Genomic DNA, 13,049 nt, shown 5'->3' on the forward strand with positions numbered 1-13,049 from the left:
CACCACCTCGCTTTATTAAAAATGAACTTATCGTTTCTGCTCCCTGGTCAGGGGTACAGATGGCCCCAGGAAAACACTCCCCCCTGCTGGCCCCGCCGGCGTTGGCAATTCCGCTTCAGGTGCAGGCTCAGTAAAGCCGCCAGTGTTATATAAATAAGAGGCCGGCTTTATAATGCCTGCACTTCCAATCTGCATGACGGAAGAGTTTGTAATCCCGCCGATCTTTATTAAATTAATATGAATGGATTGCTGTATATAAAAATTCATATGATCACCCGTTTTAAGCATTGAAATAATTGCCCTGATCCACGCCATCACAATCATAAGTGTTTGTTGTGCTCCGGTGATTGTAAACATTCAGGCCATCCCCAGTGTTAAACGATCCAGCGCCTGAAAAGGTCTTAGCGTTAGAAACAGGCATGATTTTATAAACATCCCCAATATTGAAGACAGAACTGCTTCCGATTGATATGACCTGTGCGACTCCGACAATAGCTGGCATACATAAACACCCTTTAAAATGATTTCTTGTATATCGTATGTGCCTAATAGCTGATTGTGATTAATTAGCCCAAATATCTGAATTACACTTTAATAAGAATGTCTGCAAATGTTATATAACAGACAAAATACAGGTGAAACTGTCATAATTTTTATGATAATATAAAAAATATAGAATTAACTAAATTTTCAGTGAGGTGGCCATAAGATGAATGTTCCATTAATAGTAACGCAGTTTTTAGATCGTGCTGTGTCTCTTTACGGTTCTAAAAAAGCCATTTTTGCAGATGATCGAGTTTTTACATATGAGGAATTGAACACGAGAGTTAATCAGCTCTCCCATGGATTAAAAGCTTCAGGGATTGAAAAAGGGGACAGGGTAGCTTATCTTGCACCAAATTCCGTCGAAATGCTGGAGGGGTTTTATGGTATTTTTCAGCTGGGTGGAATCATGGTCCCTTTAAATATACGGCTTAAGCCGGAAGATTATCTGTTTATATTAAACCACAGTGAATCCAAAATTCTATTTGTCGACCAGGACCTTTACCATCTTATACTTCCTGTGAAGGATCAGCTTAAGACGGTTGAAAAGATCATCGTTCATTATAAAGAGGAAAAAACAATAGAAACCGATTATGATTCATGGCTCAGCAGCCAGGACAGCAGTCCATATCAGAGGGAAGTCCTCGATGAAAATGATGTGTGCAGCCTTCTATATACCAGCGGTACAACAGGCAATCCAAAAGGTGTCATGCTGACCCATCGCAGCAATTACCTGCATGCATTGTCAACTATGCATCATTTGAGGGTAAGCGATCAGGATGTATTGCTTCATGTCCTTCCGATGTTCCATGTGAATGGATGGGGCTCTCCTTTTTATTACACGGCAAATGGCGCTTCTCAGGTGTGTATAAGAAAAGCGACTCCGGAAAAGATTTTTGATGAACTGCAAAAACATAAAGTATCCGTCATGCATATGGCTCCTACAGTCCTGAATTCGCTGATGCAGCATTATGAACAATTTGTTCCGGCTGTTGAACAAGATGTCAGAGTTGTTATAGCTGGCTCCGCCCCGCCGCCAGCTTTTGTAACAAGAGTAGAAAAGGAGCTTGGGTGGGAGTTCATACAGGTATATGGAATGACTGAATCATCTCCATTAAGCACTGTTTCGACGATTCGGTCTCATCTTAAAGAACTGCCCCTTGCCCAGCAGTATCGGATGAAAGCAAAGGCAGGCCACCAGATGATAGGCTGTGAAGTCAGGGTAATTAATGAACAGGGCGAAGAAGTAGCCCATAATGGCATGGAAATCGGTGAAGTCGTTGTCCGCAGCAACGGAGTGATGAAGGGCTATTGGAAAAATGAAGAGGCAACAATGGAAGCTATTCGAGGCGGATGGCTTCATACCGGTGATATGGCGAATGTAGATGAATACGGCAATATCGATATCGTAGACCGTAAAAAGGATATCATAATCAGCGGCGGTGAAAACATATCATCAATCGAAATTGAAGGGGCTTTATACGAGCAACCTGCCATACTGGAAGCAGCCGTTATAGCTGTACCTCATGAAAAGTGGGGGGAAACGCCACACGCGTTCGTCGTTCTGCGAAATGGGAAAACACTGACTGAAGAGGAAATTATCAGTTTTACCAGGCAGAAACTTGCCCACTTTAAAGCTGTAACAGGAGTGACTTTTGTAGAAGAGCTGCCGAAAACAGCTTCGGGGAAAATTCAAAAAATCCATCTTCGGAATGATTACTGGGAGTTGAAAGGGAAAACAGGCCGTTTTGTTAATTAACTGAAAGCCGGGACTTCAGCATTTGCTGGGTCCTTTTTTACAAAGAGAAAGTTGGAATGCTGATATCTGTCTAGCATAAGCAGCCTGCCCCCTTAGCCTGCGTTCCTTCGTGAGCAATGCGCTTCCGCATTTCTTTTCTGGACAATTAGAAACCTGCTCTCTATCATTAAGGTTAGATTTTCTTTCAAAAAGAAGGAGGCGTTTTATGGACAGGCAAGTCAGTCCGGTCCTGGAGAAGGATCGGATCATTTCGCTTGATATTATGAGGGGATTTGCCATCCTCGGGATTTTTCTAGTTAATATGCTTTCTTTCCATTCGCCATATCTATATATTGATCCTTTAGAATGGTGGGACAGTCCGGCAGATAAAGCCGCTTATGTCTTTATTGATATCTTTGTGCAGGCCAGCTTTTACCCATTGTTTTCCATGCTGTTCGGTTATGGATTAGTCATTCTTAGGGAGAGTGCATTGGCGAAAGGCCTTGGATTTGGAGGAATGGCTGCAAGGAGATTTTCCCTTCTGCTGCTGATAGGCATCATTCACGCTTTTCTCATATGGCATGGGGATATTCTAATTAATTATGCAATCTTTGGCTTTATGTTTTTACTGTTTGTAAAAATGTCCGGAAGAAATATGCTTTTAACCGGAATATTGCTTTACATCATTCCCAATCTGATATTTGCCCTTTTGTTATTTGCTACAGTTCTGTTTGTTCCTGCTGATGAGCTATCAATCTATGACCCTGCAGCTGCATTAGCTTCTTTACAGGCCTATCAAAATGGAAGCTTTACTGAGGTTACCGCACAGCGGGCAGAGGACTGGTCAGGAGTTAATAATCTTGCTTCACTACCTATCATGATTGCCTCTATCTTTCCTTTATTTTTAATAGGGGGAGGAGCTGCCAAGCTGAAATGGCTGGAAGAACCGGAAAAAAACAGGGCATTCTTCACGAAAATTATGCTGGTCTCTTTGGCTGCAGGGGTATTGTTCAAATTGCTGCCTTACTTGTTGGAAAGCAATCTGGGACTGGATTACGTGCAGGATATATTTGGAGGTCCGCTGCTTGCTATTGCTTATGGTTTAGGAATAGCAGTAATGATAAAAAATGGCCAGGGACCTGGATTCCTGCTGCCGCTCTCATATGTTGGGAAACTTTCGCTCTCAAATTATCTTTTCCAGTCCATTATCTCGACTTTTATATTTTATAGTTATGGATTAGGTTTCTATGGAAAGGTATCTGCTTTTTGGGGGACTCTTCTGGTTATTTTCATTTTCGCTTTTCAGGTTATAATCAGCCGCTTCTGGACTGCCCGCTATTATTATGGACCGGTTGAATGGCTCTGGAGGAGCTTCACCTATTTGAAAATCCCTAATTGGAAGAGAAAGGGTTAATATTTGGATTCATTTATAAATAGTCCAAAAATTTGAAAATTTATATTATACTAAAAAAGTGAATAATAAAATGAGGTGATGGGATTGAAGTTTGTTACTTTTAAGGATAGCAGCGGAAGTGTGGCAGGTTTATTGGACGACACCGGCACAAAGGTTGTTCCGCTAAATGCAGCTTTAGAAAAAATGGAAGGCAAAAGTGATTTGCCAGCGACTTTGAAGGAATGTATTGCCTTAGGAGATAAGTTCATTGAGAAGGTACATAGTTTAAAAGACTGGCTAAGCAGCAATCCTGGCAGGGAAGAACTCTTTCGGCCGCTCGCTTCTGTCGCATTGGAAGCCCCGATTCCCCGTCCCGATAAGAATATCTTTTGTGTAGGCAAGAATTATGCCGAGCATGCAATTGAGATGGGAAGCAAAGAAGACATTCCTGAGCACATAATGGTCTTTACAAAATCTCCAACAACGGTAATTGGCCATAATGAAACGGTATTAAATCATCATAATGTTACAGCAGAGCTGGATTATGAAGGAGAGCTTGCCGTTGTAATCGGAAAAAAAGGACGGGCTATCCCAAAAGAAGAAGCATTCGAACACATCTTTGGCTATACGATTATTAATGATGTGACAGCAAGGGATCTGCAGGCACGCCATAAGCAATTTTTTATCGGTAAAAGCCTGGATGCCACATGCCCGATGGGTCCTTGGATCGTCCATTCAACTGCTGTTGAAAACCCGAATCAGCTTGATATTCAAACAAAGGTAAACGGAGAATTGAGACAAAGTTCAAATACTGAAAACTTTATCTTTCCAATCGAAGAAATCATCTCGGTCCTGTCAAAAGGCATGACCCTTGAACCAGGAGATATTATTGCTACTGGAACTCCTGCAGGTGTAGGCAAAGGCTTTAAGCCTCCACGCTTTCTTCACCCGGGAGATAAAGTGGAAATTACAATTGAAAAAATAGGAACTCTAACAAATTTTATAGAAAAATAAAAAGGTGGCCTGTGTACAAAATCACAGGCCATTACGTATTAATTTATATCTTAAGAGTGTCAATGAGAAATATCACATATTGCCTTAAATAGTTCACAAAGTTGTCCTTAAATGATCTTTGCAGCACCATAATTTTAGGTTTTTCTATGCCAATATGGTATGATGGTATCGAATTTTACAATAGGAGGCACTGGAATGATACATGCCCATATAACAACTTGGTTTTTGGCACTAGTTTTATTTATTATTGCGCTTATGATGCATAAAAGCGGCAAGCAAAAAGGTTTAAAAGTCGTTCACATGATCTTGAGACTGTTCTATTTGCTGATTATTGGAACTGGGGTTTGGATTTTAAGCAGCCTTAACAGCATCGACCTTCTTTATGTGCTGAAGTCCCTGGTAGGCATTTGGGTAATAGCTATGTTTGAAATGATTATTATCCGCACTGTTAAAGGGAAAAAGACATCTGTTTTATGGGGACAGTTTGTTGTTGCTTTAATTCTGGTTTTATATTTAGGCTTTGTTAAATTGCCATTAACATTTATGACGTAAATAAGGATATTTTTTGAGAAGCTGCCAAAAAGGCAGCTTTTTCTAATTTTGTCATATCATGACTTCATTAAATATGGTAATTTAAAAATATAACTAACTTTATAATAAAAATTAGAAATGGGAGTTTCAGCTGTATAAAGGGCGTTCCTTTAGCGGGTAACTGGCATTATTCTAATGATCTTACTGTGATGGTGGGTTTTTATGGCAAAGACGATTTCATGTTTATATAAGAATACTAGCCAGCTGAATAGATTTATAGACTTAAACGAATTAGATGAATATCCTAATTTACTAGTGCAGGTTTTTACAGGAAACCCTGAAAGTCTAAATATCGTGAAGCTTCAAAAAGAACTGGCAGACAAGCTTCCATTTGCACAAATAGCAGGCTGTTCGACTTCTGGTGAAATTTATGAAGGCCGGATTACGGAAAAACAAACAGTGATCTGCTTTACTGTCTTTGAAAAAACAGAATTAAAATCTTTCCTGTTCAATAGGACTGATTTTAAGAATAGTTATGAAATGGGCAAGACCTTAGCACGGGAACTTGCTATCTTCAATACAGATGCTGTAATTATTTTCCCTGCTGGATATGATGTAGATTCCACTGCCTTGCTGGAGGGGATTAATGAAATCCATCCGGATGTAGTAATCTCAGGGGGCCTTGCGGGAGATAATGGTTTATTTCAGGAGGGCTTTGCTTTTTCTCAGGATGGAATCACCAGCGATGGGCTTGCAGCAGTTGCCCTTCAAAGCGGCCATCTTTCAGTCCGTTCGTTTGCAAATTATCAGTGGCAGGAGATTGGAAAAAGCTTTACTGTTACAAAGGCCGAAGGATCTATCATCTATTCCTTAGATCATAAGAAGCCCTTAAATATTCTAAAGCATTATTTGGGTGAGGCTTTTATTAAGGATTTGCCGGAATCAGGTACTGAATTCCCTTTCCTGCTAAAGTACCGCGGGGAAAAAGTTTCTGTTTTTATTATAAAACCACTCGGAAATGGTGCTATTAAAGTAAACAGGAAGGTTGAAGAAGGAGACACACTCACGTTTGCTTATGCAAATCTGGAAGACATCATTGAACGGTCTTTACAGGAATTAGAAGAGCTTGACAAGCTAGCTCCTGAAAGCATATTTATATACAATTGTATGGCTCGAAAACAGTTTGCTAGAGATTTTACGGAAAAAGAACTGGAAATGTTCCAGGGGATTGCCCCGGCGAGCGGGTTCTTTTCTTACGGGGAATTTTCTTTCCGAAAAGGCGGAGTTCCGCAGATGGTCGGACATTCTCTTACATATCTTGCTCTATCAGAAAATATTGCTGAATCAAAAAAGAATCGGCCAAAATTATATTCTTATGAAAAGACGGCCCAATTTAAAACGATTACTTCATTGACTCATTTAATGCATGCTTCTCAGGATGATATTAATGCATTAAACAGCAGTTTGAAAATGTCTGAACAATATTATAAATCACTGTTTGATAATAATGCAGATTTTGTTTACTCAACCGATTTGAAGGGGAATTTCACAAGTATTAACCCTGCATTCGAGAAAACTTTTGGGTTCAGACGGGATGAAATAATCGGAAAAACTGCCCTTTCATATGTGCGTGATGCGGATGTGCAAAGGGTCAGAATGCATTTTTACCGGGCGTTAAGAGGGAAAGAGCAATATTATAACGTTTATATCAATACAAAATCTGGCGAAACTAATCTTTTTCAGCTGAAAAATATTCCAATTACTGTTAATGGGGAATGTGTAGGTATTTATGGAATTGGCAGAAATATTACAGAACAGAAAAAGATTCAAGAGAAGATAACAGAACTGGCTTTTTTTGACCGGGATACCGGGCTGCCAAATAGAATGAAGTTTACAGAACAATTGGAAATGGAATTAAAGAGAGCCAGAAAAAAACAGAAGAAAATTGCCGTTCTCTCTATTGATATCGACCGCTTTAAAATCATAAATGACAGTCTGGGGCACTTTGCTGGGGATATGGTGTTAAAGGAAATTTCCGAAAGAATAGAAAGGGTTTTGCCGTCGGGTTCTTATTTGGGAAGATTCAGCGGTGATAAGTTTACTTTGGTATTATCAAGGGAAGCAACTATCGAGAAGGTTATGAATATCTCCAAAAAGATATTAGAGGAAATATCCCATCCTATATCTCAGTCGAATCAGGAGTTCATTGTCACTGCCAGCATTGGTGCGAGCCTGCATCCAGATGATGGGTCCGATGAGCATTTGCTGCTGAAAAATGCGGATATTGCTACGAATCGTTCCAAGCAGCAAGGAGGAAACAGGGTTACCTTTTTCTCGATGGAAATGAATCAGCAGGCAATGGTCAGACTTGAGCTTGAAAGCTACTTAAGAAAAGCTTTGCAGAAAAATGAATTTTATCTATGCTATCAGCCATTAATTGATCTCGAAACAGGCAATTTATACGGAAGCGAAGCCCTGATACGCTGGAATCATCCAAAACTTGGCCTTGTTTCACCCGGTGATTTTATTCCTCTTGCAGAAGAGACAGGTCTCATTAAGGATATCGGCGGCTGGGTATTGAGGTCGGCTTGTAAGCAGAATAAACGGTGGCAAATGCTTGGCTACAAATCACTTTCCATCTCTGTGAATGTATCCGCCTATCAATTCCAGCAGCCAGGATTTCTTAAAGAAGTGAAGATGGCATTGGAACTTTCCGGTATGGAGCCGAAATATTTAACATTGGAGCTGACGGAGAGCACGATGCTGAGAAATGTTGAGTACAGTATACAAGTCATGCAGTCGCTGCAGGAAATAGGAGTCAAAGTATCAATTGATGATTTTGGCACAGGTTATTCTTCCCTAAGTTATTTAAAGGACCTTCCAATCAACACATTAAAGATCGATCGGTCGTTTATTAATAATCTGCGATTAAACACATCCGATGTTGCCATTGTAAAAGCCATCATCACCATGGGACACGGGCTTGCCGTTAAAGTCGTGGCAGAAGGTGTGGAAACAAAGGAGCAGATTGAGCTGTTAAAGGAATTAAAATGCCATTATGCACAAGGCTTCTATATTCATAAGCCGCTTATGACCAGTGAGTTTGAGGAAGGGTTATCACAGTTTAACGGGCAGTAAGAGCCTCCACCTTCAGTTCTCGGAGGAATCAAAAAAGGATAAGTGCGTGTCAAACTGGCCGTAAAAGCCCGAAAAAAGAACAAAGACTAAGTACGCCACATCCTATGGGCATCAATTAATAATCAATGGGGAGATCGCCCCATTGATTGAAATTTCACTTTATCTAAATATGCCCAAATGCACAGTTAGCAAAAAGAAACAGCAGCACTGCCATTAAAGGCAGGCTGCTGTTTTTTTTACAAAAAAGGATAAGATTTTGAACGTAGATAATTGTCTAGCTCCAGCGCCTATCCCCTCGAGGTCACAAGCCGTTTCCTTTTAGAAGGAAGAACGCCTTCTTACAGGAACCGTCTTATGCCTGTCGTCCCTGGGTAGCCACCTCCACATTTCGGGCAAGCCTCCCCAAAAGTGAAAGAACGCCTTTCTGAGAGGCTCTTCTTGTGCTTGATGCCCCCAGGGTGGGGGTAATGCAGACGTTGCCACAGGACGTGGCGTTCTTAGTCTGCATTACTTCGTGGTCAAGGAGCTTCCGCTATTTTTATGAAGAAATTTTTTCAATAACCATCCTTTTTCCGCTGTTTAAGGTAAATTCAAACCGGTCACTCATTTTTTCATAATAGCAAAAATGGTGCTGCACATTGCAAATATGATCCTGATTATCAAAAACGATAAAATTCACACCGCTTTTTCTGTCTTTATCATTGAAAAATGCCAGCTGATTATAGCAATAAATACAGTCATAAACTGAAAATTGCATGGAATTTAAAGTAGCTACGAACTGGTAAAAGGCATCATCATTCATTTCCTCCAGTAATCTCTCAAGGGAGAAAACCAGATGTTTTCGGATGCGGATCGAGTCCTGATTCTTTAAGTGGAATATTTCATCATCAAAGGTCACTTTGCCATCCTCGAATAAAATGCCTTTCTTCCACCGTTTAAAATGAAATACTTCCATTTCCTGATGGAGGAATTCATCCAATAATGATGCTTCATCTGTTTCATGGTCGAAAAAAACCCATTGTTCATTAATATACTCTACAGTGCCTTCTGTAAAAGCACGGGATTGATATTCAATAAGCTTTGTTCGCTGCTGTCTATTCATATAAAACCTCCATTAACTTCCTCAACTTCTTTTTAGACAGTTTTGGCGATTTTTATAACCGCTTGTTGTGGACAAATAACTTTTTTCTAGGCTGTGCATACAATAGCATCATGAAAAATGTGCCCATGCGATTCCGCTTTGAGAGGATGATGTAAAGTGTGTGGAATTACCGGCTGGATTGATTTCCAAAAGGATTTGAGAAAAGAAACGGCAGCAATTGGCAAAATGGTGGATACGCTGGCAAAGCGGGGTCCAGATGAAACAAACATATGGACAGATGTGCATGCTGGATTCGGCCATAAAAGGTTAATTGTTGTAGACCCAGCAGGCGGAAAACAGCCAATGACTAGGGAAAAACATCAAAACCGCTATACTATTTGCTATAATGGAGAGCTTTATAATACGGAGGATCTCCGTAAAGAACTCCTTATAAAAGGATATTCGTTTGATGGCCATTCTGACACTGAGGTTTTGCTGACTTCTTATATAGAATGGGGAGAAAATTGCCTTCAATTTTTGAATGGCATCTATGCCTTCGCTGTATGGGATGAAAAGAAAGAACAATTATTTATAGGCAGGGACCGTTTAGGGGTAAAACCTTTATTTTATAGAGAAACGAAGCAGGGCATTATATTCGGATCTGAATTGAAAGCTATTTTGGCCCATCCTGATGTTAAAGCTGAAATCGGCAGGGAAGGTCTGGCAGAAGTTTTTGGACTGGGGCCATCAAGATCTCCAGGGGCAGGAGTTTTCAGAGGTATTGATGAATTAAGGCCTGCACATGCGCTGACCTTTTCGAAAAATGGACTGAAGGTTTGGCGTTATTGGAATGTGAAAAGTGCGCATCATGAGGATAATATAGAGGAAACTGCTGAACGAGTGAGAGAATTATTTACGGATGCTGTAACAAGGCAGCTGGTCTCGGATGTTCCGTTATGCACGTTTCTTTCCGGCGGTGTGGATTCGAGTGCGATTACAGCTATTGCGGCAAAAGCTTACGAAAGAGATGGAAAGGGCCAGTTGAATACTTATTCGATAGATTATGAGGGAAATGAGGAGTTTTTCAAGGCAAATGAGTTTCAGCCCAATTCGGATGGAGCATTTATCCAAAAGATGTCCCAGTCCTTTAATACGAGACATAACAGCTGTATAATCACTCAGCAGCAGCTGGCAGAGGATTTAATCGAATCAGTGCATGTAAGGGATCTTCCGGGCATGGCTGATGTCGATTCCTCCCTGCTATGGTTTTGCAGGGAAATAAAAAAGGATTTTGTTGTAAGCTTATCAGGTGAATGCGCGGATGAAATATTTGGCGGCTATCCATGGTTCCACAGAGAGGAAGACTTAAAGCGTAAGGGCTTCCCATGGATGAGGTCGCTCGAAGCCAGACAGGGGCTATTGAAACAAGATTGGAGGAAGAAATTAAATATCCATGACTATGCCATGGAAAAATACCTTCAGGCAATCTCTGAAACACCTGCCTTAGATGGGGAGAGCAGGGAAGACGCGAGCAGGAGAGAACTTTTTTATATTAATATGATTTATTTTATGACGACCCTGTTAGACCGTAAAGACAGAATGAGTATGGGGGCGAGTCTTGAAGTCCGGGTGCCTTTTGCCGATCATCGATTGGTGGAATATGTATGGAATATTCCGTGGGAGATCAAAATGCATGGGAACCGCGAAAAAGGAATTCTGCGCAAAGCACTCGAAGGCATACTGCCGAAGGAGGTATTATACAGAAAGAAAAGTCCGTACCCCAAAACGCATAATCCGGAATATACGGGTGCAGTCCAAAAGATGCTAACTGGATACCTGGAAGACCGGTCATCCGCTCTGTATGAATTCTTTGATTACAGCCAGATGAAGAATATTATTGAATCGGGCGGTGACTCTTTCAAGGAACCATGGTTTGGGCAGCTCATGACTGGGCCTCAGCTATTAGCTCACCTTGCACAGATTCATATTTGGTTTAAAGACTATAATATAAATATTGCTGAATGAAAAAACAGCGGCAGTCTAACTGCCGCTTTCATTATGGGAGCCATGCAGACTCTGCGACAAGGAAAGCTGCGGCAGCGATACATCGCACGACCGAAAGCTTGTAGCTTTTGGGAGGACGCGGCGTTCTGCATTCCTCAGCGAGGGAGGAGCTTCTGCTTTTCTTATTTAGACTGCTTTTGAAGACACAAACGACTTGTTAACCCAGACTCTGGATCTCCAGCGCCATAACATGAGCAATCCTCTAAGCCATTCATCGGCTATAAAAGCGATCCAAATGCCGGCAAGTCCCAGTCCAAAATGAATTCCAAGGACATAGGAAAGGGTGACGCTTACGCCCCACATGGACAGGATCCCCATATAAACGGGGAATTTTACATCTCCGGCTGCACGGAGGGAGTTAATGACGACCAAATTAAACGACCTGCCGGGCTCCAGAAGTATAGTCAGAAGAATGAGAATACTGCCAACCTTTATGATGTCTGGATTAGAAGTGAATATGCCCATCAATTCTTCTGAGAACAAGGAGAAAATAACGGCTGTTCCGAACGAAATCATGATGGCAAGGCGCAGACTTTTCATGCACCTTTTATAGGCTGCCTCGTAATCCTTTCCACCTACCATATGGCCTATCAAGATTTGAGTGCCCTGGCTGATGGCGACACTGAAAAGGAAAATGAACATCATAATATTCTGTGCATAAACTTTTGCAGTCAGAGCCTCCGTACCCAGAGCAGCGATGAAAATGGTAATGACCATCTGTGACCCATTATAGGATAAATGTTCACCTGCTGAAGGGATACCGATTCTTAAAAGATTTTTGATATGTTTCTTTGGAAAGCGGAAAAGTAAGCGGAACGGAAGCGCTTTTTCTGTTCTTCTAAGCAGGACAGCGACTGCAGCAGCAAATCCGATCAATCTGCTGATGACAGTGGATATCGCCACTCCTTCTACACCCAGTACAGGGAAACCGAATGGGCCAAAAATGAATAAGTAATTGCCTATAACATTTAAGATGTTCATCCCGATGGTAATGTACATAACATCTCTGGTAAACCCATAACTTCTGATGATGGCTCCAATTGTCATAATTAATGCCTGGACAAAAGAAAAGCCGCCAACGATGACCAAGTAGGCGTTTGCCTGGCTTAAAAGTTCCTCCGGCAAATCCATCGTCCGGAGCAGCGGTTTGCCTGATACGAATAGAAGGATGCTTAAGATGATCCCAAATACAAGGTTTGCCCCTAAGGAGACAATTGAAATTTCAGAAGCTGTCTTCTTATTTTTTGCGCCTAAATTTTGAGCAATAAGGATGGACGTCCCAGTTGCAACAAATCCAAACATGACGATCACGAGCGAAAGGATCTGATTTGACACACCAACTGCAGCCACGGATTCATCCGAATATTGCGAGAGCATAAGCGTGTCAGCATTCCCCATAAGCATGTGAAGCAATATTTCTATAAAGATCGGCCAGGTTAATGCAAATAATGTTAAGTTTTTCTGGTTCTTAGTCATGGTTAATCTCCCTGTTTGTAATAAGATTCATGTAAATAGGAGGGGCCGGTGACAATTAAAAACGAAAAAAG

Annotated in this window: 10 protein-coding genes; 6 read left to right on the forward strand and 4 right to left on the reverse strand. The window is 41.2% G+C overall.

The genetic code is table 11. The features are described from left to right. Nucleotides 1-27 precede the first annotated feature (27 nt). Together ACR42H_RS07225 and ACR42H_RS07230 are read right to left on the reverse strand one after the other, a co-directional pair. The gene (locus ACR42H_RS07225) at nucleotides 28-267 is read right to left on the reverse strand and encodes a spore germination protein GerPB (protein WP_113883559.1); all 240 of its coding nucleotides are present in this window, start codon (nucleotides 265-267) and stop codon (nucleotides 28-30) included. A gap of 13 nt (nucleotides 268-280) precedes the next feature. After that, the gene (locus tag ACR42H_RS07230; RefSeq protein ID WP_009331280.1) at nucleotides 281-502 is read right to left on the reverse strand and encodes a spore germination protein; all 222 of its coding nucleotides are present in this window, start codon (nucleotides 500-502) and stop codon (nucleotides 281-283) included. Between the two features lie 207 nt (nucleotides 503-709). On the opposite strand from ACR42H_RS07230, the gene ACR42H_RS07235 reads away from it, so the two are divergent. From ACR42H_RS07235 to ACR42H_RS07255, 5 genes are all read left to right on the forward strand, one after another. Next, nucleotides 710-2,302, forward strand: a complete 1,593-nt coding sequence (locus ACR42H_RS07235) for a long-chain-fatty-acid--CoA ligase (protein WP_436375294.1) — start codon at nucleotides 710-712, stop codon at nucleotides 2,300-2,302. A 205-nt stretch (nucleotides 2,303-2,507) separates the two neighbouring features. After that, nucleotides 2,508-3,695, forward strand: a complete 1,188-nt coding sequence (locus ACR42H_RS07240) for a DUF418 domain-containing protein (RefSeq protein WP_436375296.1) — start codon at nucleotides 2,508-2,510, stop codon at nucleotides 3,693-3,695. Between the two features lie 84 nt (nucleotides 3,696-3,779). Beyond that, nucleotides 3,780-4,688: a fumarylacetoacetate hydrolase family protein gene (locus tag ACR42H_RS07245; RefSeq protein WP_113883390.1), complete on the forward strand. Its 909-nt coding sequence runs from the start codon at nucleotides 3,780-3,782 to the stop codon at nucleotides 4,686-4,688. A 195-nt stretch (nucleotides 4,689-4,883) separates the two neighbouring features. Continuing rightward, nucleotides 4,884-5,240, forward strand: a complete 357-nt coding sequence (locus ACR42H_RS07250) for a YisL family protein (RefSeq protein WP_113883389.1) — start codon at nucleotides 4,884-4,886, stop codon at nucleotides 5,238-5,240. A 201-nt stretch (nucleotides 5,241-5,441) separates the two neighbouring features. Next, nucleotides 5,442-8,357, forward strand: a complete 2,916-nt coding sequence (locus ACR42H_RS07255; protein ID WP_436375298.1) for an EAL domain-containing protein — start codon at nucleotides 5,442-5,444, stop codon at nucleotides 8,355-8,357. A 538-nt stretch (nucleotides 8,358-8,895) separates the two neighbouring features. Here the strand turns inward: ACR42H_RS07255 and ACR42H_RS07260 are convergent. Next, complete coding sequence (locus ACR42H_RS07260; protein ID WP_113883387.1) at nucleotides 8,896-9,459, reverse strand: DUF2777 domain-containing protein; 564 nt, start codon at nucleotides 9,457-9,459, stop codon at nucleotides 8,896-8,898. Nucleotides 9,460-9,615: 156 nt separating this feature from the next. Between ACR42H_RS07260 and asnB the strand changes: the two genes are divergently transcribed. Then, the gene (gene asnB / locus ACR42H_RS07265; RefSeq protein ID WP_436375300.1) at nucleotides 9,616-11,463 is read left to right on the forward strand and encodes an asparagine synthase (glutamine-hydrolyzing); all 1,848 of its coding nucleotides are present in this window, start codon (nucleotides 9,616-9,618) and stop codon (nucleotides 11,461-11,463) included. Nucleotides 11,464-11,628: 165 nt separating this feature from the next. Here the strand turns inward: asnB and ACR42H_RS07270 are convergent, their stop codons facing one another. Continuing rightward, the gene (locus tag ACR42H_RS07270) at nucleotides 11,629-12,978 is read right to left on the reverse strand and encodes an MATE family efflux transporter (RefSeq protein ID WP_113883385.1); all 1,350 of its coding nucleotides are present in this window, start codon (nucleotides 12,976-12,978) and stop codon (nucleotides 11,629-11,631) included. Nucleotides 12,979-13,049: the final 71 nt, after the last annotated feature.

This window comes from Cytobacillus sp. BC1816 (genome assembly GCF_051353635.1).
Classification (GTDB): Bacteria; Bacillota; Bacilli; order Bacillales; family Cytobacillaceae; genus Cytobacillus; species Cytobacillus oceanisediminis_C.

What these genes read in the sequence shown, in the direction of transcription:
- ACR42H_RS07225 (WP_113883559.1), bottom strand. Translation starts at nt 267, where the DNA reads ATGAATTTTTATATACAGCAATCCATTCATATTAATTTAATAAAGATC.
- ACR42H_RS07230 (WP_009331280.1), bottom strand. Translation starts at nt 502, where the DNA reads ATGCCAGCTATTGTCGGAGTCGCACAGGTCATATCAATCGGAAGCAGT.
- ACR42H_RS07235 (WP_436375294.1), top strand. Translation starts at nt 710, where the DNA reads ATGAATGTTCCATTAATAGTAACGCAGTTTTTAGATCGTGCTGTGTCT.
- ACR42H_RS07240 (WP_436375296.1), top strand. Translation starts at nt 2,508, where the DNA reads ATGGACAGGCAAGTCAGTCCGGTCCTGGAGAAGGATCGGATCATTTCG.
- ACR42H_RS07250 (WP_113883389.1), top strand. Translation starts at nt 4,884, where the DNA reads ATGATACATGCCCATATAACAACTTGGTTTTTGGCACTAGTTTTATTT.
- ACR42H_RS07255 (WP_436375298.1), top strand. Translation starts at nt 5,442, where the DNA reads ATGGCAAAGACGATTTCATGTTTATATAAGAATACTAGCCAGCTGAAT.
- ACR42H_RS07260 (WP_113883387.1), bottom strand. Translation starts at nt 9,459, where the DNA reads ATGAATAGACAGCAGCGAACAAAGCTTATTGAATATCAATCCCGTGCT.
- ACR42H_RS07270 (WP_113883385.1), bottom strand. Translation starts at nt 12,978, where the DNA reads ATGACTAAGAACCAGAAAAACTTAACATTATTTGCATTAACCTGGCCG.